Genomic DNA, 20,573 nt, shown 5'->3' on the forward strand with positions numbered 1-20,573 from the left:
ACGCATGCCGATGAATCTCATCCACCGTAAGTTGTGCAGTTCCGACGCGTGGGCGCGCAAGATCGAGGAGGGCGTCCTGCCGTGGGCCCTGGACGGCCTCGACCTGGGCACCGACGTACTGGAGATCGGCCCCGGCTTCGGCGCCACCACGCGCGTCCTGGTCCGGCGGGTCCCGAGGCTGACCGCGCTGGAGGTCGACCCGGCCTCGGCCCGGCTGCTGGAGCGGGAGTTCGGGGACCGGGCGCGGATCGTCCAGGGCGACGGCAGCGCGATGCCGCTGCCGGACGCGGCGTTCGACGCGGTGGTGTGCTTCACGATGCTGCACCACGTGCCGTCCCCGGCCCTCCAGGACCGCCTGTTCGCCGAGGCCCGCCGGGTCCTGCGCCCAGGAGGCGTCTTCACCGGCACCGACAGCCTGACCAGCCGCAGATTCCGCCTCCTCCACATCGGCGACACGAGGGTGGAGGTGGACCCCGACACCCTCCCGCCCCGCCTGAGCGAGGCGGGCTTCGGCAAGACGGAGGTCGTACGGGGGGAGGGCAGCTTCCGCTTCAGGGCGTGGACGGGGGACTGAGGCGTCCTCGGCGGTCGCCGCTACCCGGCGTGGGCGTATCGGGCTCTTCAGCTCTGCGCCGTCGGCCGGACGATGATCTCGTTGACGTCCACCGTCTTCGGCTGGGATATCGCGAAGGCCATCGCTTCGGCTATCGCGGTCGGCGGGATCGCCAGGTCGTCGCGCATCTTCGTGATGTTCGCCCTGACCTCCGGGTTGCTGGACGCCTCCGCGAAGTCCGTCGCCGTGACGCCGGGGGAGACCGTGGTGACCCGCAGGTCCGCGCCCGCCTCCTGGCGCAGGCCCTCGCAGATCGCGCGGACCGCGACCTTCGTTCCCGCGTAGACCGCCATCGACGGCACCACGCGGTACGCGGCCGTGGACGCCGTCGTGACGAAGTGGCCCGCGCCCTGGGCGCGGAAGACCGGCAGCGCGGCGGCGATGCCGTGCAGCACGCCCTTCACGTTGACGTCGACCATGTGGTCCCACTCCTCGACCCGCAGGTCGTCCAGTGGCGAGATCGTGCCGACCCCGGCGTTGGCCACGAACACGTCGAGTCGGCCGAACCGTTCGACGGCCAGCGCGACCATCGCCTCCAGGTCCTCCCGCCGGGTCACGTCCGCGCGGACCCACGCCGCCTCACCGCCCGCCTTCACGATCCGGTCCGCCAGTTCCGTCAGCCGCTCGGACCTGCGGCCGCCGAGGACGACCCGGGCGCCGCGTTCGGCCAGCAACAGCGCCGCCGCCTCGCCGATGCCGCTGCCGGCCCCCGTGATCGCCACGACCTTGCCGGTGATTCCGGACATCGGGTGCCTCCTGTTTCCGTCGTTCCATTACGTACGACCATCAGTCTTGACGCGGCTTAGCCTGGTATCCAGACCGCGTTCATTCTGGAACCAGAGGTGCCATTCGCCATGCCCGCCCATCCTCCGGAGCGACGTCGCCAGCTCGGCGCGTTCCTGCGCAGCCGCCGGGAACGCCTCACGCCCGAGGAGTGCGGCCTGCCGTCGACCGGGCGGCGCCGCACGCCGGGGCTGCGCCGGGAGGAGCTGGCCCTGCTCGCCGGGATCAGCGCCACCTGGTACACGTACCTGGAGCAGGGGCGGGACATCCGCGCCTCGGAGCAGGTGCTGACCGCCCTGGCCGTCGCGCTCCGCCTCGACCGGCACGAACGCGACCACCTGCTGGGCCTCGCCGGTCACCCGCGGGCGGACGCGACCGGCGAACGCGAGCCGCTCACCGCCGCCGCGGCCGCCGTCCCCCTGCTCCTCCAGCCGGCTCCCGCGTACGTCATCGGCGGCACCTACGACGTGCTCAGCCACAACGCGGCCGCCGAGGAGCTGTTCCCCGGCCTGGTGCGGGAGGGGCGCCCGGCCAACTTCGTGCGCTGGGTCTTCCTCGAACCGGTCGCCCGCGACGTCGTCGTCGACTGGGAGCCGGAGGCCCGCGGCCTGCTCGCCCGCCTGCGCACCCTCGCCGCCCGCCACCCCGGCGACCCGCGTTGGACACGACTGGTCGAGGAGCTGCGCGAGGGCAGCCCGCAGGCGCGCGCCTGGTGGTCCCGCTACGAGGTCCAGCCCCGCCACAGCGGCCGTAAACGCCTACGGCATTCGGGCCGGGGCATCGTCACGTACGCCTATACGGCCTTCCACCTGGCGGAGCAGCCCGAACAGACCCTCGTCGTCTACGTACCGGAGGACGGTCACAGGCCCGAGGACGGCCCCACGCCCGAGGACGGCCCCACGCCCGAGGACGGCACCCCGCCGCCCGGCCCGCGGCCCCCTCAGGCCCTCGCCACGCCCACCGGGCAGGAGACGCCCGTGCCGCCCAGGCCGCAGTAGCCCGCGGGGTTCTTGTCCAGGTACTGCTGGTGGTACTCCTCGGCGGCGTGGAACGGGCCCGCCGGGGCCAGTTCCGTGGTGATCCCGCCGTAGCCGTTCGCGGACAGGACCGGCTGGAAGGCGTCGCGGGAGGCGGCGGCGGTCTTCGCCTGGAGGTCGTCGTGGGTGTAGAGCGCCGAGCGGTACTGGGTGCCCACGTCGTTGCCCTGGCGGAAGCCCTGCGTGGGGTCGTGCGACTCCCAGAAGACCTTCAGCAGCTGCTCGTACGAGACGACCTCCGGGTCGAAGACCACCCGGACCGCCTCGGTGTGGCCGGTCTCGCCGGAGCAGACCTCCTCGTACGTCGGGTTCGGCGTGTGGCCGCCCTGGTAGCCGACGAGCGTGGTCCACACGCCCGGCGTCTGCCAGAAACGCCGCTCCGCTCCCCAGAAGCAGCCCAGGGCGAAGTCCGCCACCTCCAGGCCCTGCGGGTACGGGCCGAGGATCGGGTTGCCGAGGACGGTGTGCCGGGGCGACCCGGCGAGCACGGGTTCGGTGCGGCCGGGCAGGGCCTCCTGCGCGGTGGGGAGCTTCGTCTTGAAGCGGCTGAAGAACATCGCTACCTCTCCGAGGGATCCGGGCCGACCTGACGACGTCAGCGTCAACGCCGACGGTCCGCGGGGGATTCCTTCCCGGCATTCCTTCCCGGCGCATTACGCTCGCACCATGAGTGAGCACCACACCCACCAGGACCGGGGCTTCGAGACCCGCGCCATCCACGCCGGCCAGCCCGCCGACGCCCAGACCGGCGCCGTCGTGACGCCGATCTACCAGGTGTCGACGTACAAGCAGGACGGCGTCGGCGGCCTGCGCGGCGGCTACGAGTACAGCCGGTCGGCGAACCCGACCCGTACCGCGCTGGAGGAGAACCTCGCCGCGCTTGAGGGCGGCCGCCGCGGTCTGGCGTTCGCCTCCGGGCTCGCCGCCGAGGACTGCCTGCTGCGCACCCTGCTCGCCCCCGGCGACCACGTGGTGATCCCCAACGACGCCTACGGCGGCACCTTCCGCCTGTTCTCCAAGGTCGTCGAGCGCTGGGGCGTGGAGTGGTCGGTGGCCGACACCTCCGACACCGCCGCCGTGAGGGCGCAGCTGCGGCCCAACACCAAGGTCGTCTGGGTGGAGACGCCCAGCAACCCGCTGCTCGGCATCACCGACATCGCGGCGCTCGCCGCCGTCGCGCGCGGCGCGGGCGCCCACCTCGTCGTCGACAACACCTTCGCCAGCCCCTACCTCCAGCAGCCGCTGGCGCTCGGCGCCGACGTCGTCGTGCACTCGACCACCAAGTACATGGGCGGCCACTCCGACGTGGTCGGCGGCGCGCTGGTCACCTCCGACGCGGAGCTGGGCGAGCGGCTGGCGTACCACCAGAACGCGATGGGCGCGGTGGCTGGTCCGTTCGACGCGTGGCTGGTGATGCGCGGGATCAAGACGCTGGCGGTGCGCATGGACCGGCACTGCGCGAACGCCGAGCGGGTCGCCGAGATGCTCAGCAACCACCCGAAGGTCAGCCAGGTGCTCTACCCGGGCCTGCCCACGCACCCCGGGCACGAGGTCGCCGCCAAGCAGATGAAGGCGTTCGGCGGCATGATCTCGTTCCGCGTCGAGGGCGGCGAGGAGGCGGCGGTCGGGGTCTGCGACCGGGCGAAGCTGTTCACCCTGGGCGAGTCGCTGGGCGGCGTGGAGTCGCTGATCGAGCACCCGGGCCGGATGACCCACGCCTCGGCGGCGGGTTCCGCGCTGGAGGTGCCGAACGACCTGGTCCGGCTGTCGGTGGGCATCGAGGCGATCGACGACCTGCTGGCGGACCTGCGGCAGGCGCTGGGCTGATCCCCACAGCTGATCCCCATAGCTGATCCCCATAGCCGTATCACGTCGCGCCGCCGCCCGGCTCACCAACCGCCGGGCGGCGGCGGCACGTTGAGCGGGGGAGGGGAGGGCCAGACCGCGATCGCCCAGACCGCGGCGGCCACGACGGCGGCGAGCAGGAGCAGCACGAGGGCGGTACGGGCCAGGCGTCTTCGGCGCAGGCGGCGCGAGCCGCGCGCCATCGCGCGGGCGGCCAGGTCGGGCGGGACCACCGGGTAGGCGGCGTCCAGCATGGCGTGGACCTCGCCCTCCTTGCCGCCCGGCAGCCGGTCGACCGCCTCGCCGCTCACCGGGATCCTCCGGGACCACGGCCGCCCGGAGCGCGGCTCGCATCGCGGTCGCTCCGATCGCGGCTCCCGGGATCACGGCTGCGCATCGCCGCCACCGCGCGCTGGCACAGGGTGCGCAACCGCTCGGTGGGCAGGCCCAGTTGGGCGGCGGCCTGCTCGTCGGCCAGGCCCTCGTACATCCGCAGCACCAGCACCAGCCGCTCCCTGGGCGGGAGCCGGTCCAGCCTGCCGCCGCACGGGCGCCGGTAGCGCCAGGCGCGGTGCGCGTAGCCCGCGGTCAGCTCCTGACGGGCGTGCGCGTACGGGTCCTCGCCGCGCATCCGGAACCAGTCGGCGTACGTGCGCGACAGCGCGGCGACCACCAGCCGCTCGGCCTCGCCGGGATCGCCGGTGAGCAGCGTCGCGACGTGCAGCAGCCGTCCGCCGGCGCCCGCGGTGAACGCCTGGAACTCGCGGGCCCTGCGCTGCTCCTTGATCCGCCGTCGCGCGCTGACCATGCCTCCCCCCGGCACAGTGGTTTCGGGCCATGGGACGGCATCGCGGCCGCCCCGGTCAAGAGGCGTGCGGCACCCGTTCGGCGTGAGGCGGCACGCGTTCGGCCGCCGAGGATCTCCGGGGCGGTCAGTCGCCCTGCGCCACCGTCAGGTGGTACTCCGACAGCGCCAGGTTGAAGCGCGTCAACAGCTCGGTGAACGCCTCGCGTTCGTCCGCCGACCAGTCCTCGGTGACCTGGGCCATCAGCTCGCGGCGGGAGGCGCGGACCTCCTCCAGGCGCTCGATCCCGCGCGGGGAGAGCGCGAGCACCACGGCCCGGCCGTCGTCGGGGTGCGAGGTGCGCTTGACCAGGCCCGCCTCGACCAGGGGCGCGACCTGCCGGGTCACGGTGGAGGAGTCGATGCCCATGCCCTCGGCGAGCGCCTTGACGCCCATCGGGCCTTCCCGGTCGAGCCGGTTGAGCAGCAGGTACGCCGCCCGGTCCATGGAGTTGCGGGCCTTGCCCACGCCGCCGAGCCGGGTCTGCTCGGCCCGGCGGGCGAAGAGCGCCACCTCGTGCTGGAGGCGCTCGTAGAGTGCGGTGGACGTCATGTCAACGGTGGTCGGCATGTCGGAAGGGTACGCGGACGGGCTGTTCCCCGTACCCCCGCTGTCCAAACATCGGACCGTCGAGCCGAACCGGCGGCGCCCTGCCATGCTGAACGCATGGACCACCGCACCACCGGCCGCGGGGTCGCACGCCCCGCCGCCGTCACGCTCGACGACGTACGCCTCGCGGCCAAGACGCTCTCGGGCGTGGCCAGGACGACCGCGCTGGAAGGCAGCCGTCACCTGTCCGCCCTGGTCGGTGCCCCGGTCCACCTCAAGTGCGAGAACCTCCAGCGCACCGGCTCGTTCAAGCTGCGCGGCGCCTACGTGCGGATCGCGGGCCTGACCGCCGCCGAGCGGGCCGCCGGGGTGGTCGCGGCGAGCGCGGGCAACCACGCGCAGGGCGTCGCGCTGGCCGCCTCGCTGCTGGGCGTGCGGGCCACCGTCTTCATGCCCACCGGCGCACCGCTGCCGAAGGTCGCGGCCACCCGGGACTACGGCGCCGACGTGCGCGCGCACGGCCAGGTCGTCGACGAGACGCTGCACGCCGCGCAGGAGTACGCGAAGGAGACCGGCGCCGTCCTCATCCACCCCTTCGACCACCCGGACGTCGTCGCGGGCCAGGGCACCGTCGGCCTGGAGATCCTGGAGCAGTGCCCCGAGGTGCGCACCGTCGTCGTCGGCATGGGCGGCGGAGGGCTCGCGGCCGGGATCGCGGTGGCCGTCAAGTCGCTGCGGCCGGACGTGCGCGTGGTGGGCGTGCAGGCGCAGGGCGCCGCCGCGTACCCGGTGTCGCTGGCGGCGGGGCGGCCGGTGGCCCTCCAGTCGCCGCACACCGTGGCGGACGGCATCAAGGTGGGCCGCCCCGGAGACGTCCCGTTCCGGATCGTCGAGGAGCTGGTGGACGAGGTCCGCACGGTCTCGGAGGACGCGTTGTCGTCGGCGCTGCTGCTGTGCCTGGAGCGCGCGAAGATGGTGGTGGAGCCCGCCGGGGCCAGCCCGGTGGCCGCGCTGCTGTCGGACCCGGGCGCGTTCGAGGGCCCGGTGGTCGCCGTGCTGTCCGGCGGCAACGTCGACCCGCTGCTGCTGCAACGGGTGCTGCGGCACGGCATGGCGGCGGCCGGCCGCTACCTGTCGCTGCGGGTGCGCCTGACCGACCGGCCGGGGGCGCTCGCGCTGCTGCTGGGGGTGCTGTCGCAGGCCGACGCCAACGTGCTGGACGTCGGCCACGTGCGCATCGACCCGCAGTTGCAGCTGACGGAGGTGGAGGTGGAACTGCACCTGGAGACCGAGGGACCGGAACACTGCGCGCGGCTGATCGAGGCACTCGGCGGGGCGGGCTACACGATCATCCGCTGAGCGGACCGGTCGGCGCGGTCGGACTGGTCGGACAGGCCGGACCGTCGGCACGGGTGACGGCCCGCATATCGGTTGACGCGATATATCGCGTTAGGCGATACTCGTCAGAGCGGTCCGGGCGTCTGTCGCGCCCGTACGCCTTTCGTTCCGTATGTTCGTACGGCTGGCGGCCCGCCAGTGGTACATCCTCATCCCGCCCGCTCCACACACTGGGAGACCCCACATGCCAGGCGCCATCCACGCCGAAGGGCTGGTGAAGACCTTCGGCGACGTCAGGGCTCTGGACGGTGTCGATCTCGACGTGCCCACCGGCACCGTCCTCGGTCTGCTCGGACCCAACGGCGCCGGGAAGACCACCGCCGTCCGCGTGCTGACCACCCTGCTGCAACCCGACAGCGGCACCGCGCACGTCGCCGGCATCGACGTGCTCAAGCGACCCAACGAGGTGCGCAGGTCGATCGGTCTGTCCGGCCAGTTCGCGGCCGTCGACGAGTACCTGACCGGCCGGGAGAACCTCCAGATGGTGGGCCAGCTCTACCAGCTGTCCGCCCGCGTCGCGAAGATCAGGGCGCTGGAGCTGCTGGAGCGCTTCCACCTCGCCGATGCCGCCGACCGGCCCGCCAAGACCTACTCCGGCGGCATGCGGCGCCGACTCGACCTGGCCGCCGCGCTGGTCGTCAGCCCGCCGGTGATGTTCATGGACGAGCCGACCACCGGCCTCGACCCGCGCAACCGCCAGCAGTTGTGGGAGGTCATCGAGGAACTGGTCTCCGGCGGCACCACGTTGCTGCTCACCACGCAGTACCTGGAGGAGGCCGACCGCCTCGCGCACGACATCTGCGTCATCGACCACGGCAAGGTGATCGCCCGCGGCACCTCCGACCAGCTCAAGGCCCGCACCGGCGGCGAGCGCGTCGAGGTCGTCGTGCAGGACCGCGACCTGCTGGCCACCGCGACCGAGGTGATGACCGGCTTCGCCAAGGGCGAGGCCAAGGTCGAGCGGCAGATGCGGCGCATCACCGTGCCCGTCACCGGCGGCGCCAAGCTGCTCGCCGAGGTGATCAGGGAACTGGACACCCGCGGCATCGGGATCGACGACATCGGCCTGCGCCGCCCGACGCTGGACGACGTGTTCCTGTCGCTGACCGGGCACGCGGCCGAGGAGGCCGACTCCGACGAGGAGACGCCCGGCGGCTCCGGCCCGGACGCCGCCACCGGCACGGGCACGGGCACTGGCACCGGCAACGGCAACGAGACCGAGGAGGCGGCCCGATGACCACGGCCACCGCGACCGACCAGACCCTCGCCCCGCGCCCCGCGGGCGGTCCGCTCCAGGCGGCGCACGACTCGCTGGTGGTCGCCAAGCGCAACCTGATCCGGATGCTGCGCATCCCCGAGGTCGTCATCTTCGGCCTCATCCAGCCGATCATGTTCGTCGTGCTGTTCAGCTACGTCTTCGGCGGCGCCATCCCGGTCCCCGGCCAGCACGGCAGCGACCCGTCGGTCTACCGCAACTACCTGATGGCCGGCATCTTCGCGCAGACCGTCACCTTCGCCACCGCGGGCGCCGGCGCGGGCATCGCCGACGACATGCACAAGGGCCTGATCGACCGCTTCCGCTCGCTGCCGATGGCGCGCGGCGCGGTGCTGACCGGGCGGACCATCGCCGACCTGGTGCAGACCGCGCTGACCGTCGTGGTGCTCTCGATCGTCGCGGTGATCGTCGGCTGGCGGGTGCACAACGGCGTCTTCGACACGCTCGCCGCGTTCGGTCTGCTGCTCCTGCTCGGGTACGCGTTCTCCTGGATCGGCGCGCTGATCGGCCTGTCGGTGCGCACCCCGGAGGCGGCCACGTCCGGCGGGCTGATCTGGCTGTTCCCGCTGACGTTCATCTCCAACGCGTTCGTGCCCACCAGCAACATGCCGTCGTTCCTGCGCACGATCGCCGACTGGAACCCGTTCAGCGCGACCGTGCAGGCCTGCCGCCAGCTGTTCGGCAACCCGACCGGGATCGTCTCGCACGCCTGGCCCATGCAGCACCCGGCGTGGGCGTCGCTGATCTGGTCGGTCGTGATCGTCCTGGTCTTCCGCACCTGGTCCGTGCACAAGTACCGCACGGCTGCTGCCTGATCCTCCTGCCGCCTGCCGCCGCACACGCACGAGGGCCGCGAGCGTTCGATCGCTCGCGGCCCTCGTCGTACGGTCAGCGGCCGGTCTCAGCCCTGGTACGGCTTGGCGTCCAGGATGCGCACCGCCGCCTTCGAGCCGTTCGGCAGCTCGTAGGAGGCGTCGTCACCGGTCTTCTTGCCGTTGACGGCGGAGCCGAGCGGGGACTGCGGCGAGTAGGTGTCGATCTCGTCGGAGACGTACTCGCGCGAGCCGAGCAGGAACGTCAGCGTGTCGTCGGGGTCGCCGTCGAAGGCGATCGTGACGACCATGCCGGGCGCGACCACGCCGTTGTCCGCGGGCGCCTCGCCGACCTTCGCGTGCTGGAGCAGCTGGGTCAGCTGGCGGATGCGCAGTTCCAGCTTGCCCTGGTCCTCGCGCGCGGCGTGGTATCCGGCGTTCTCCTTGAGGTCGCCCTCCTGGCGGGCTTCCTCGATCTTGGCCACGATCTCGGCGCGTGCGGGACCCGACAGGTGCTCCAGCTCGGCCTTGAGCTGGTCGTACGCCTCCTGGGTCAGCCAGGTGACGCTCTCGCTGGTCTGGGTCACAGGTGCTCCTCGTCGGTACTCGGCTTGCGGTGGTTCTGGTGGTGGTTCTCGCGGTGTCGGGCGGCTCTGGTGGCCGTCGGTCCGCCGTCCGGCGGGTGGTGCCGCTCCCGGCGGGCGCGGCGCGTCCGGCGCCAGATGTACGACACGCCCCTCCAACCAGCTTGCGCCATGTCGGACGGGCGAAACCACGAGCGTAACAATTCCCGCGGCCCGGCGGGAGGAGGGCAGGGGTGAATCACCCCTGGCGCCGCGCCCGCCGGAAACCGGCCCTCCGGTCCGTAAGCCGTGCCGTCGGCGCTGGTCAGCGCGGTACGCGGCGCAGCGTGGTCCGAGGCTCAGCGCGGTACGCGGCGCAGCGCGGTCCGAGCCTCAGCGTGCCGTGCAGCTCAGCAGCTCGGCGTCGGTGGCGCGGGCGGTGGTGCGGATCGTCACGCCCGTGACCACGGTGGTGCCGTGCTGCGTGACGGTGACGTCCTTGCGGCCGACCTCGTCCTTGTCGACGTCCTCGGAGACCACCGTGCACACGGCGGTCTGGTCGGCGCCCTTGTAGACCTGGATGGTGGCGTTCACCTGGGAGGCGGAGACCACCTTGAAGGTCAGGACGTCGGCGTTGACGCTGCTGCCCGACATGTACGACCAGCCGTACAGACCCAGTGCCACCACCGCGAGGGCGCCGGTCACCCAGGCCGCGACGCGCAGCTTGCGGTCGGAGCGGTCGGGGGTCCTGGGGCGCCCGTAGCGGCCCTCGGGCAGCCCTTCGCGCACGGCGGTCATGTCGGTTCCTCCAGCGGCGGGGCCACGGAATTATTCAGGCCCCCGCGTCGGTCACTATAGAGGGCGTCCCCGGACGCGATGACAGTGCTCCCGGAACGGCTCCGGAGCCCCATTTCCTAAGGATCTTGTCTTGACCGAGCAGCTGCGGCTGATGGCCGTACACGCGCACCCCGACGACGAGTCCAGCAAGGGCGCGGCGACGATGGCGAAGTACGTCTCCGAAGGCGTCGACGTGCTGGTGGCCACCTGCACCGGCGGCGAGCGCGGTTCCGTGCTCAACCCCAAGCTCCAGGGCGACCCGTACATCGAGGAGCACATCCACGAGGTGCGGGCCAAGGAGATGGACGAGGCCCGGCAGATCCTCGGCGTCAAGCAGGCGTGGCTCGGCTTCGTGGACTCCGGCCTGCCGGAGGGCGACCCGCTGCCGCCGCTGCCCGAGGGCTGCTTCGCGCTCCAGGACGTGGACGAGGCGGCCGGTGCGCTGGTGAAGCTGATCCGCTCGTTCCGCCCGCACGTGATGACCACGTACGACGAGAACGGCGGCTACCCGCACCCCGACCACATCATGACCCACAAGATCTCGATGGTCGCCTTCGAGGCGGCGGGCGACCCGTCGCGCTACCCGGAGGCGGGCGAGCCCTGGGCGCCGCTGAAGCTCTACTACAACCAGGGCTTCAACCGCGACCGCACCCTCGCCCTGCACGAGGCGCTGCTCGCCCGGGGCCTGGAGTCGCCGTACGGGGACTGGCTGGAGCGCTGGGAGAAGATGGACCGCCCCGAGCGGCAGATCACCACCTACGTGCCGTGCGGCGACTTCTTCGAGATCCGCGACAAGGCGCTGCTCGCGCACGCCACCCAGATCGACCCGGACGGCTTCTGGTTCCACGTGCCGATGGACCTCCAGAAGGAGGTCTGGCCGACCGAGGACTACGAGCTGGCGAAGTCGCGGGTGCCCACCAGCCTGCCGGAGTCGGACCTCTTCGCGGGTGTCGGCGAGGCCGGGTAGACAATGGTCGGTGTGAACGCATCCTTCGCCCCCGTGCCGGCACACTCCGCCCTGGTCATGCTCGCGGACGTCGACCAGAACAAGGTCACGCCCGGTCTGCTCGGTTTCGTCGTCTTCGCGGCGCTCGGCGCGGCCGTGTGGCTGCTGCTCAAGAGCATGAACAAGCAGTTCAAGAAGGTGGACTTCGAAGAGGCCCCCGACCCGGAGCCGGGTGCGGGACGTAAGGAGAAGGCGTCCGGCCCGGCTTCGGCCGCCCGTGGCTCCGCCGCAGGTTCGGCCGCCGGTTCCACGACCGGCTCCGCTTCCGGCGGGGCGGCGCGCGGCGAGGGCTAGGCGGCCCGCGGAGGAACGCGATCACCCGGGGGCCGGTCCCGACCGGCCCCCGCAGGCGGGCGTTTCCTCGGTTCCAGCGGCCCCCGCAGGCGGGTGTGTCCGACATCACGCCAAGCGCTGCCTCAGCCGTCCGCCCGGGCCCCGTACGCCCTCAGCCGTCCGCCCGTGCGTCCTCCCGCAGGGCCAGCCGTTCGCGGGCCGCGCGTGCCGGTGTCATGCCGAGCCGCCAGACCTCCCACGCCGCCCCCGGCTCAAGACCGCGCCGCAGCACGTGGGACCACGCCGTGACGTACTCGGCGATCGCCGGGTCGCGGCCCTCGAAGTCGTCGGACGCCAGCGCGGCCAGCTCCTCGCGGGCTTCCGCCGCGCCCTCCTCGGAGACCAGCGGAAGATACGTGCAGCGCAGGAAACGCGCCCAGTCCTCGCCCCTGCGGTCCCCGACGCCCCGGAAGAGGGCGACCGCCTCGTCGGCGAGCGCCAGCGCCTGCGGCAGCCGCCCGTTGCCCGCGTCCACCACCGACAGCTCCACGCACGACCACGCCTCGCCGTGCGGCACGCCGGTGCGGTGGAAGTCCTGCCGGGCGTCCTGGAGCATCTGCCGGGCGAAGCCGCTGTTGCGCAGGTTGCCCACCCGCCGCGCCCGCACGTCCCGGGTGACGCGGCCCGCGTGGTGCCGGGCGCAGGCCAGCCCGTAGACGTCGCGCATCCGGCTGAACATCCCGCGGGCCCGTTCCAGCGACCGCAGCGCCTCGTCGGCGTCGCCGGTCTCCTCCTGCGCCTGGCCCAGGTAGTACAGCGTCCACGCCTCGCCGCGCGCGTCCTCGTTCTCCCGGTGGCGGGCCAGCGCCTCGCCGAGCCCCGCCACCGCGTCCGCCGCCTCGCCGCGGGCCAGCCGGGCGCGGGCGAGCTGGGTCAGCGTCCAGGCGGTGCCGCGGTTGTCGCGGGTGGCGGTGTATTCCTGCGCCGCGTGCCGCAGTTCGGCCTCGGCCAGCGCGACCTGCCCGAGCCGCAGGTAGGCCTGCCCCAGCTGCATGTGCGCCCACGCCTGCCCGTGCACGCTCTCGCTCTCGCCGTGCAGCTCCAGTGCCAGCAGCAGCATCCGCAGCGCGTCGGCGACCCGGCCCTGGTCGCGCAGGACGGCGGCGAGCGCGTGCAGCGTCCAGGCGCGGTCGGCGCGCAGGTCGTCGCCGCTCTGCAGGTCCAGCGCCTCGCGCAGCTTGGCCGCCGCCTCGGTCAGGTTGCCCTGGTGGTGCAGGGTGATGCCGAGGCTGCACAACGCGCGGGCCGCGCCGGCCGGGTGCTGCGCCTCGAAGTAGAGGTTGACCACCGACGTCAGCGTGGAGCGCGCCCGGTCCAGCTCGCCCAGCTGCCGGGCGGCGATGCCGGTGCGCCACTGCACCGAGCGCACCAGCAGCCCCTGGTCGACCTGCTGGGTCAGCTCGCTGATCTCGCCCAGCCGGTACAGGTCGCCGCGCAGCAGGCAGTAGTCGCACAGCGCGCCCAGCAGGTGCAGCACGGCGGCCTGGTCGACGCCCTCGGCGGTGCGCAGCGCGGCGGTGATGAACGACGACTCCTCGTCCAGCCAGCGCAGCGCCGCGTCCAGTGAGGCGAAGCCGTGCGAGCCGACCGCGCCGCCCGCGTCGTGCCCGGCGCGGGTCGAGGTCTTGCCGTCGACCAGCCGGATCACCAGGTCCGCCAGCTCCGAGTAGGTGCGGATCAGGCGTTCCTGCGCGGCGGCCCGCTCGTCCGGCTCCTCCTCGTCCAGCAGCCGGGCCAGCGCGAAGCCGCGCACCGCGTCGTGCAGCCGGTAGCGGCTGCCGCGGACCGGCTCGACCAGCCCGGCGCGCGCCAGGTCGCCGAGCCTGCGGGCGGCCTCCGCCTCGTCGGTGGACAGCAGCGCGGCCCCGGCGGCGGCGCCCAGGCTGGCCCGGCCCGCCAGCGCGAGCCTGCGCAGCAGCCGCCGGGAGACGTCGGGCTGGTCCCGGTAGCGCAGGCTCAGGGCGCGCTCCAGCGGGTCGATCGGGCCGTACGCGTCGAGGTCGTCGGCGAGCCCGCGCAGGGTGCGCGAGCCCAGCGAGGTCCCGGCGGCGCGCAGCGCGAGCGGCAGCCCGCCGCACAACTCCCGTACGCGGTCGGCCGACGCGGGGTCGTCGGGCAGCGGCTTGCCGTCCGCCAGTTCGCGCAGCAGCCCGTACGCGTCCGGCGCCGCCAGCGCGTCGACCGGCAGGTGGTGCACCCACGCGGTGTCCCCGAGGCCGAGCTCCAGCGGCCGGGCGCCGGTGACCAGCACCAGGCTCTCGGAGTGCCGGGGCACCAACTCCCTTACCTGCGCCGGGTCGTCGGCGTCGTCCAGCACGACGACGACGGGCAGGCCGGTCAGGTGCTTCTGGTACTGCTCGCTCAGCAGCCTCAGGTGCTGCTCCTGCGACGGGCGCTCCCGGAACAGCAGTTGGTCGCGCGGCGCGCCCAGCCGGTTGAGCAGGTGCAGCAGCGCCTCACGGGTCGACAGCGAGCCCTCGGGGTCGCCGCCGCGCAACGTGACGACGCAGGCGCCGCGGAACTGGTCGCTCAACTGCTGCGCGGCGCGCACCGCGAGCGAGCTGCGGCCGGACCCGGTGGGCCCGTGCAGCACGACGACGACCGGCTTCGTCTCGGTGGACGCCCTGGCCTGCTGCACCCACTGGCTGATCCGCGCGAGGTGCTCCTTGCGCCCGGCGTACGGGCCCTGCGGGCGCGGGAGCTGGCCGAACGACTGCTGGAGGACGGAACGTTGCCGGGCGGCGGCGCTGCGGTCCTGGGTCTTGCGGGGCTGGGGCAGCGAGGTGGTCTTCGTGGCGGGCGGTGGCGCGTCCTTGGGGGCCTTGGTGGCCGGGCGCACGGCGCGTTCGCGTTCCAGGAAGGGGGTCACTCCGCGCCGCTCCAGGGCGGTCAGCCAGGCGGAACGAAGGCGTTGCGCGTCATCGTCCGGGCGGCGGCGCATCGCCTCGCGGGCGGCGCCGGCCGCACCGGTGGCGGCGGCCACCACGACCCCGGTGGTCAACGCGGCCCCGGCGGTCAGTCCGTGCCCGAGGTCCATGGCGAACGCGGCGACCCCGGACACCCCGGCGAACACCGCGGGTCCGGCGGCCCTCGCCGGGCTGAGCGCGCCCAGGTAGGCCGCGTACTCGGGACCGGCCTGCTCCGCGATCTCGTCCAGCGCGGCCAGCGCCCGCGCGGTCAGCTCCTCCCCGTCGCGCCCCTGCCCCGCGACGGCCCGCACCACGCGCTCGGCCTCCCGCCGATCCCCCTCCCGAAGCCCCTCGCCCATCCGCGCCTCCCCGTCATCCGCCTCGTTCCGGCCAACAGGCCGCGTACAGAAGGCTTTTGACCGTACGGGACGAGGTACGGGCTCGCATAGCCAAAAGGCCGCGTGGCGGCGGCTTCCGACGGACGGCATCGCCGGGAGCCGGTTCGCCGCCGGGGTACAGCACGCGTACAGCCGCCTCCGGCATGGTGCGGGGAACCGCGCGGGCGAAGGGACGGGGCGTCTTCGTCAGCAGGACGACCTCCGGGAGCATTCCGCGACCGGGACAGCGAGAACGAGTACCCGGAGGAGACAGGTGGAAACAGACCCGGATCTGGAGACGCGCCGGACGGGCGACATGGGGGTACTGGCCGGGGCGCTGCGGCTTCTGGCAGCCGCTCCCGTGCCGACTGACGGCATTCCTCGGACGTTCGAGGCGTCGGAGGACGCGCTCGGCGTACTGACGATCGACCACATCGAGGACTTCCTCGAAGCGAGCCTGCTGCGATACCCGTTCGCCGGGCTGGTAAAGAACGGTGTCCCGGTGCCGGTCGCGGAGTACACGACCACGAAACGCGTCGCCGCGTCCGGGCAGTCGCTGTACGTCGATCCGAAGGCGGTGCTGCGCCACTTCCACGCCGGTGCGACGCTGGCGTTGCGCGGTCTCGAACAGTGGCACGTTCCCGCGCGTGAACTGGTCCGGGGACTGAGCGCGGCGGTGGGCGCCGAAGTGCGCGCGACGGCCTTCCTGACGCCGCCCGGCTCGCAGGGGCTGGCCGTCCACCGGGACGAGTACCACGTCTTCGCCGTCCAGACGTACGGACGGAAGCGGTGGTTGCTGCACGGCGTGCCCGATGACGACCGCTGGCGGGGCGGCCGGATCGCCGGGGACGCCACACCGGCGGTCGACGAGGTCGTCGAAGTACGGGCGGGCCATGTCATGTTCATGGAGTGCGGCACCGCGCACGAGGCGATGACCGAGAGCGAGCCGTCCCTGCACATCGGCATCGGAGTCCACCCGCCGCGGGTGACCGATGCGGTGAAGTCGCTCGTCGGCCAAGTGCTGCGATCCGTCGGGCCCGACTTCCTCTCGCTGGACAGGACGGCGGCGGAACAGCAGATCAGGGTCGCCGTGTCGCGGGTCGTCCTGGAACTGGCGGCGTGCGATGCCGGGAAGGCCGCGGCGGCCCTGTTCGACGAGGCGACCGCCCTGGCGCGCGCTCCGCGGCCGTCGTTCCGGCTCGACCGGGCCTGAGTCCTGGCCCCGGCTGCGGCGCCCGTCACCACGTCCTTTCACGGCGTGACAGCGCGCGTACAGGCCTGATCGTCATAGTCCTGGTGAACGCGAAACCCGCGTTCCCTGATGGAGGTGATCGCCATTCCTGGTTCACTCATTTCTCCGACCGTCGCCGAACTCGAGTCAGAGCTCATCATTCCGGTGGAGCTGCCGGAGGAGGAAGAGCTCGAGGCTCTCTACGCTCCGTGCGGTTGCGGAGTCGAGGCGTGTCACGGCGGCTGCGAGCACTGCGGCTGACGTCATCGCCGTCGTCCGGCCCGGTCGCCCGCCGGGCCGGACGACGGCACCGAGTCATGATGAAAGGCGGGCTCTCGTGGAACTCCTCGACGCTCAGATCGCCCTCTTCAAGCTCTACATGAATCCGGGCTATCGGATCGCCCACAGGATCAGTCCTCACGAATGCGCGGAGTCGTTCGGGCTCGGGCCCGAAGGCCAGGAATTCCTGGCCGCTGTTCCGCCGCGGGAGATCGAGTCGTTCGCCGACAGCCTCACGGCGAAGAACAAGAATCTGCTGGCCCGGGGTATGCCGACCGCTTATCGCTGGCTGAAGGCGAACAACCCCCGGATCATTGGTGAATACGTCGACGCGCACTTGCCGAGTCCGTCCCGCCCGCGTGAGGCGTACGTGTCGGATTTTGTCGGCTACCTGAGCGAGTGCGGACTCTTCTACGACGGCCTTCCCCGCTCGGTGCCCGAGGTCGCACGCTTCGAGTGGCTCCTCGCCACGGCCAACTCCGCAGCGAGCACGGCGGTCCGGGCCGCTGTCCCGGAGTCGGAACCGGCGTGCGATCCCACCTCGGGCGCGGTCTTCTGGCGGAGCGAAGGCACGCACGTCGCGAGTTTCGCGGTGGACGTCGTCGGCATCGTCGTGAGGAAGAGCGACATGACGGACACCGGGTCGCCGACACACCTCATCGTCTCCGTGCGCCGGGGCGCGCGGACGCCGCGGATCCTGCGGGTGACCCGGGGGGCGGCCTGGGTGGCCGACAGGCTCAGCCGTCCGGCACGGGTCGCGGAACTCCTCGACGCGGATGGGGCCGATGACGCCGGAATCCGGAAGGACACCATCGGCCCGATCCTGGAAAAGCTCATGGAATCCGGAGTGATCGCCCATGTCTGTGGCGCGTGCGCGGAATGACGATGCCGGCGGCGCCGGCGTAGTCGTGATCGAAGACATCACAGAAATCCTGCGAGCCTCCGGCGGACGTTTGGCCGACGGCTGTGAAGCCTGTCGTGCCTGCGGCGTCTGGCGCCTGCGGACGGCAGAGACGTGCGGACCGGAACTAGGAGACCACCCTCATGACCCTGGACGTCGTGACCACTGACGGCCTCACCCGGCGCATCGCGCGCCGGGGCGCCGGCGTCGGCTATCGCCGGGAGTTGCACGAGGATCTCGCGACGCATGCCGGACAGATCGACGTCGTGGAGATCCTCGCCGACCAGTGGCGCATGCCGGGCGGCCTCGACACGGTGCGGGAGGTGTGCGGGCGGTTCCGTGCGGTCCCGCACGGCGTGGGCCTGTCCTTGGCGGGAGCCGGCAGGATCGACCCCGACTACCTCGTATTCATCAAGGAACTGTCGGGTATTTGCGAGGCGGACTACTACAGCGAACACCTCGCGATGACCCATGTCCCGGGCGTGAACTCCGGCCATCTGTGCCCGCCGATCCTCAGCGAGGAGAGCCTGCGGCGGTGCGTGCGCAACGTTCTCGAGACGCAATCGGCCATCGGGATGCCGCTCGCCATCGAGAACATCACCTACAACGTCACCCTCGGCAGCCATCTCGACGCCGCGTCCTTCCTGGCAGAACTGGTGGACCGGACCGACGCCCTGCTCCTCCTGGACGTGGCCAACCTGTACATCAACTCTGTCAACTTCTCGTTCGACGTCGACGAGTACCTCGACCAGCTGCCGCTCGAACGCGTCGTCCACATCCACCTCGCGGGCGGCGTCACCAGGTCGGACGGCACGCTGATGGACACCCACTCAGAGATCATCGGCGATTCGGTCTGGCAGCTGGCCGAGAAGGTTTCGCGCAGGTGCGCCCCCAGTACCGTGATCATCGAACACGACAGCAACTTCCCCGAGTTCCGGCGGCTCGTCGACGAAGTGGGCGATGCCCGGGGCATCTTTTTCGCGGATACCGATGACGGACGGCCCGTCGGCCGGGCGTGCGCGATATGAGGGGCGCAGCCGGTACCGCGGACGATCCGGGGGAACGGTCCGTGGCCGTCATCGGTGCGGGACCGAGTGGCCTGTCGGTCCTGGAACGGATCTGTGCCAACGTGCGGTCGGTGGGCGGGGACACGCGCCTTCGGATGCATCTCGTCGATCCCTATGTCGAGGCCGGAGGTCGTGTCTGGCACCGGGACCAGCCCGGGCGGTTGTGGATGAACACGGTGGCCGGAACCGTGACGATGTTCACCGACGCAACGGTGGACTGCGAGGGGCCCGTACGTCCGGGGCCGACCCTGCACGAGTGGGCGGTCGCGCAGGGGACGCCGCTGAGCGAGGACTCGTCGCTCGATCCGCTCGTGCCCGAGACCTCACGACAGCGGTGGGCGTCCCGGCGGGTCATGGGCGAGTACCTGCGGTGGTTCCTGGAGCATGTCGAGGAGCAGTGTCCGCCCGGCGTCACCGTGGAGCGGCACGCGACCGTCGCGGTCGAGGTGACCTCACGCGTGGCGCGGGGCAGGACGACACAACTGGTGCGGCTGCAGGGTCGTGACGAGGCGCTGGAGTGCGACTACGTCGTCTTCGCGTACGGCGGACCCGGTTCGGCCCTGACAGCCCGGCAGAAGCGGCTGCGTGACGCTGCCCGGTCGAGTGGGGGCAGCTATGTCCCCGCCGGCACCGCCTCGGTGGAGGCGGTCGCGGCGGTGGCGGCGGGGGAACCCGTCCTCATGCGGGGCATCGGCCTGACGTTCTACGACTACCTCCAGCTGCTGACGACCGAACGAGGCGGACGATTCGTTCGGGAGAAGCCCGGTTCCCTCACCTACGTCCCGTCGGGTCGCGAGCCGCGGATCATGGTCGGATCGCGTCGCGGTGTTCCGCACCGTCCCGCTCCGTGGCCGCAACTCCCGCTTCCACGGCAGTGCGTCGTGCCTCGCTGGCCGGACGCGGACTCGTTGTTCGCGGCGGCGCGGGTGAGCGATCCCGCCGCGGCCGTGGCGGACATCAAGCGGCGCGTGACGTACGAAGCCGAGTACGCTTACTACTTCGAGCTGTTCGCCTCCCATCCGGACCGGGTGGCCTCGGCGTGGGACGAGTTCTCCGTCAGACTCCGACAGGCCCGGGCAGGGGGCCGGGCGCGGCTCGCGATGGTCACTGCGGCGGTGCGGTCCTCCGAGGACGTCTTCGATCTGGAGCGGACGACGGACCCCCTGCGAGAAGCGACGTTCGGGGATCTCGGCAGCCTCCAGACGTGGATGCGCCGTCACGTGGCGGCGTCCTCGCGGCGTTCCATGAGCCCGGACCACAGTGCCGACCGTGCGGCGTTGACCGCGCTCTCGCGCGTGTCCAACCTGCTGGTCGAGATGCCGCGAGACGGTCTGCGACGGGAGTCGACCGAGGCCGTCGCGGGGGTCAGGCGGTGGTTGGCATCACAGATCAAGTACCTCGCAGGCGGGGCCCCGTGGCCGCGCCAGGAAGAGTTGATCGCTCTGTCCCGGGCGGGCGTCGTCACCTTCCTGGGACCGATCGGCGAGGTGACCGCGGACGGGACCGGGCGGCTGCGCTGCCGGTCGCTCTGCGTCCCGGACACGGAGATCCACTTCTCGAGTCTCGTCGAAGCGCGTATGCCGGACCCGGCCGCCGGGACTCCGGTCGTTTCCTCCACGGAGGCACCGGTGCGTCTGTCCACCGCGGCCTGCGCCGACGGCGTGTCCGGTGGTGTGGTTCCCGCGGCCCGGGCGCCGAAGTTCAGGGTGTCCGACGCCGGTCAGGTGCTGACCCCGTCCGGCATGCCTGATCCGCACTGGTACGCCGTCGGGGCCTCGGCCGCGACGCCGACCCACTCCAGCCTGCCGAGAGTGCGGATGAACTCGGCCCTCCTGCGCAGGACCGACAGGATCGCCCGGTCCGTACTCGCCGACCTGCGTCGGCACCAGGAAGACTGAAGAACAGGAAGACG

At 72.2% G+C, this 20,573-nt stretch carries 22 protein-coding genes; 13 read left to right on the forward strand and 9 right to left on the reverse strand.

Going from position 1 to position 20,573, the window contains the following annotated elements; all coding sequences use genetic code 11:
- Nucleotides 1-4: 4 nt before the first annotated feature.
- Nucleotides 5-574 (forward strand): class I SAM-dependent methyltransferase, encoded by a 570-nt coding sequence (locus tag K7472_RS03950; RefSeq protein WP_222973868.1) that lies wholly within the window; start codon nt 5-7, stop codon nt 572-574.
- A gap of 47 nt (nt 575-621) precedes the next feature.
- Here K7472_RS03950 and K7472_RS03955 read toward each other — a convergent pair whose 3' ends face one another.
- Entirely contained in the window at nt 622-1,359 is a 738-nt protein-coding gene (locus K7472_RS03955) for an SDR family oxidoreductase (protein ID WP_222973871.1), read from the reverse strand.
- 108 nt (nt 1,360-1,467) lie between these two features.
- On the opposite strand from K7472_RS03955, the gene K7472_RS03960 reads away from it, so the two are divergent.
- Nucleotides 1,468-2,394, forward strand: coding sequence for a helix-turn-helix transcriptional regulator (locus K7472_RS03960; RefSeq protein WP_222973873.1), 927 nt, complete (start codon nt 1,468-1,470; stop codon nt 2,392-2,394).
- Here K7472_RS03960 and msrA read toward each other — a convergent pair.
- Entirely contained in the window at nt 2,337-2,990 is a 654-nt protein-coding gene (msrA, locus tag K7472_RS03965; protein WP_222973875.1) for a peptide-methionine (S)-S-oxide reductase MsrA, read from the reverse strand. The two genes, K7472_RS03960 and msrA, sit on opposite strands and share 58 nt — an antisense overlap.
- Before the next feature lie 109 nt (nt 2,991-3,099).
- On the opposite strand from msrA, the gene K7472_RS03970 reads away from it, so the two are divergent.
- Nucleotides 3,100-4,260 carry a cystathionine gamma-synthase gene (locus K7472_RS03970; RefSeq protein WP_222973878.1) on the forward strand — a complete coding sequence of 387 codons (1,161 nt, stop codon included), beginning with the start codon at nt 3,100-3,102 and terminating at the stop codon, nt 4,258-4,260.
- A 62-nt stretch (nt 4,261-4,322) separates the two neighbouring features.
- Here K7472_RS03970 and K7472_RS03975 read toward each other — a convergent pair whose 3' ends face one another.
- From K7472_RS03975 to K7472_RS03985, 3 genes are all read right to left on the reverse strand, one after another.
- On the reverse strand, nt 4,323-4,589 hold the full coding sequence (locus K7472_RS03975; protein WP_308013762.1) for a hypothetical protein: 267 nt from the start codon (nt 4,587-4,589) through the stop codon (nt 4,323-4,325).
- The gene (locus K7472_RS03980; RefSeq protein WP_222973880.1) at nt 4,586-5,086 is read right to left on the reverse strand and encodes a sigma factor-like helix-turn-helix DNA-binding protein; all 501 of its coding nucleotides are present in this window, start codon (nt 5,084-5,086) and stop codon (nt 4,586-4,588) included. Before K7472_RS03980 ends, K7472_RS03975 begins: the two co-directional genes overlap by 4 nt.
- A 124-nt stretch (nt 5,087-5,210) precedes the next feature.
- Nucleotides 5,211-5,693, reverse strand: a complete 483-nt coding sequence (locus tag K7472_RS03985; protein WP_222973882.1) for a MarR family winged helix-turn-helix transcriptional regulator — start codon at nt 5,691-5,693, stop codon at nt 5,211-5,213.
- A 96-nt stretch (nt 5,694-5,789) separates the two neighbouring features.
- On the opposite strand from K7472_RS03985, the gene ilvA reads away from it, so the two are divergent.
- From ilvA to K7472_RS04000, 3 genes are all read left to right on the forward strand, one after another.
- Nucleotides 5,790-7,031, forward strand: a complete 1,242-nt coding sequence (ilvA, locus tag K7472_RS03990) for a threonine ammonia-lyase (RefSeq protein WP_222973884.1) — start codon at nt 5,790-5,792, stop codon at nt 7,029-7,031.
- Between the two features lie 223 nt (nt 7,032-7,254).
- The gene (locus tag K7472_RS03995) at nt 7,255-8,307 is read left to right on the forward strand and encodes an ATP-binding cassette domain-containing protein (protein WP_222973887.1); all 1,053 of its coding nucleotides are present in this window, start codon (nt 7,255-7,257) and stop codon (nt 8,305-8,307) included.
- Nucleotides 8,304-9,161 carry an ABC transporter permease gene (locus tag K7472_RS04000; RefSeq protein ID WP_222973889.1) on the forward strand — a complete coding sequence of 286 codons (858 nt, stop codon included), beginning with the start codon at nt 8,304-8,306 and terminating at the stop codon, nt 9,159-9,161. The genes K7472_RS03995 and K7472_RS04000 overlap by 4 nt, the downstream gene beginning before the upstream one ends.
- 86 nt (nt 9,162-9,247) lie before the next feature.
- On the opposite strand, the gene greA is transcribed toward K7472_RS04000, so the two are convergent.
- From greA to K7472_RS04015, 3 genes are all read right to left on the reverse strand, one after another.
- On the reverse strand, nt 9,248-9,745 hold the full coding sequence (greA, locus tag K7472_RS04005) for a transcription elongation factor GreA (RefSeq protein ID WP_109451621.1): 498 nt from the start codon (nt 9,743-9,745) through the stop codon (nt 9,248-9,250).
- Nucleotides 9,742-9,891: a hypothetical protein gene (locus tag K7472_RS04010; protein ID WP_222973890.1), complete on the reverse strand. Its 150-nt coding sequence runs from the start codon at nt 9,889-9,891 to the stop codon at nt 9,742-9,744. The genes greA and K7472_RS04010 overlap by 4 nt, the downstream gene beginning before the upstream one ends.
- A gap of 223 nt (nt 9,892-10,114) precedes the next feature.
- Complete coding sequence (locus K7472_RS04015) at nt 10,115-10,519, reverse strand: DUF4307 domain-containing protein (RefSeq protein ID WP_222973892.1); 405 nt, start codon at nt 10,517-10,519, stop codon at nt 10,115-10,117.
- A gap of 130 nt (nt 10,520-10,649) precedes the next feature.
- Between K7472_RS04015 and mca the strand changes: the two genes are divergently transcribed.
- Both mca and K7472_RS04025 read left to right on the forward strand, forming a co-directional pair.
- On the forward strand, nt 10,650-11,525 hold the full coding sequence (gene mca, locus K7472_RS04020) for a mycothiol conjugate amidase Mca (RefSeq protein WP_222973895.1): 876 nt from the start codon (nt 10,650-10,652) through the stop codon (nt 11,523-11,525).
- A 12-nt stretch (nt 11,526-11,537) separates the two neighbouring features.
- Entirely contained in the window at nt 11,538-11,858 is a 321-nt protein-coding gene (locus K7472_RS04025; RefSeq protein ID WP_372457900.1) for a hypothetical protein, read from the forward strand.
- Between the two features lie 151 nt (nt 11,859-12,009).
- Here K7472_RS04025 and K7472_RS04030 read toward each other — a convergent pair whose 3' ends face one another.
- Nucleotides 12,010-15,165, reverse strand: coding sequence for a tetratricopeptide repeat protein (locus K7472_RS04030; protein WP_222973899.1), 3,156 nt, complete (start codon nt 15,163-15,165; stop codon nt 12,010-12,012).
- 292 nt (nt 15,166-15,457) lie between these two features.
- Here K7472_RS04030 and K7472_RS04035 point away from each other — a divergent pair, with 292 nt between their 5' ends.
- The 5 genes from K7472_RS04035 (at nt 15,458) to K7472_RS04055 (ending at nt 20,559) form a co-directional block, all read left to right on the forward strand.
- Nucleotides 15,458-16,396, forward strand: a complete 939-nt coding sequence (locus K7472_RS04035) for a JmjC domain-containing protein (RefSeq protein ID WP_222973901.1) — start codon at nt 15,458-15,460, stop codon at nt 16,394-16,396.
- 108 nt (nt 16,397-16,504) lie between these two features.
- On the forward strand, nt 16,505-16,675 hold the full coding sequence (locus K7472_RS04040) for a hypothetical protein (protein WP_222973903.1): 171 nt from the start codon (nt 16,505-16,507) through the stop codon (nt 16,673-16,675).
- Nucleotides 16,676-16,751: 76 nt separating this feature from the next.
- Nucleotides 16,752-17,576 carry a hypothetical protein gene (locus K7472_RS04045; RefSeq protein ID WP_222973905.1) on the forward strand — a complete coding sequence of 275 codons (825 nt, stop codon included), beginning with the start codon at nt 16,752-16,754 and terminating at the stop codon, nt 17,574-17,576.
- 161 nt (nt 17,577-17,737) lie between these two features.
- Nucleotides 17,738-18,622, forward strand: coding sequence for an MbnB/TglH/ChrH family RiPP precursor modification enzyme (locus K7472_RS04050; protein WP_222973908.1), 885 nt, complete (start codon nt 17,738-17,740; stop codon nt 18,620-18,622).
- On the forward strand, nt 18,619-20,559 hold the full coding sequence (locus K7472_RS04055) for an FAD/NAD(P)-binding protein (RefSeq protein ID WP_252395035.1): 1,941 nt from the start codon (nt 18,619-18,621) through the stop codon (nt 20,557-20,559). Before K7472_RS04050 ends, K7472_RS04055 begins: the two co-directional genes overlap by 4 nt.
- Nucleotides 20,560-20,573 lie beyond the last annotated feature (14 nt).

The organism is Streptantibioticus parmotrematis (assembly GCF_019890615.1).
Lineage (GTDB): Bacteria > Actinomycetota > Actinomycetes > Streptomycetales > Streptomycetaceae > Streptantibioticus_D > Streptantibioticus_D parmotrematis.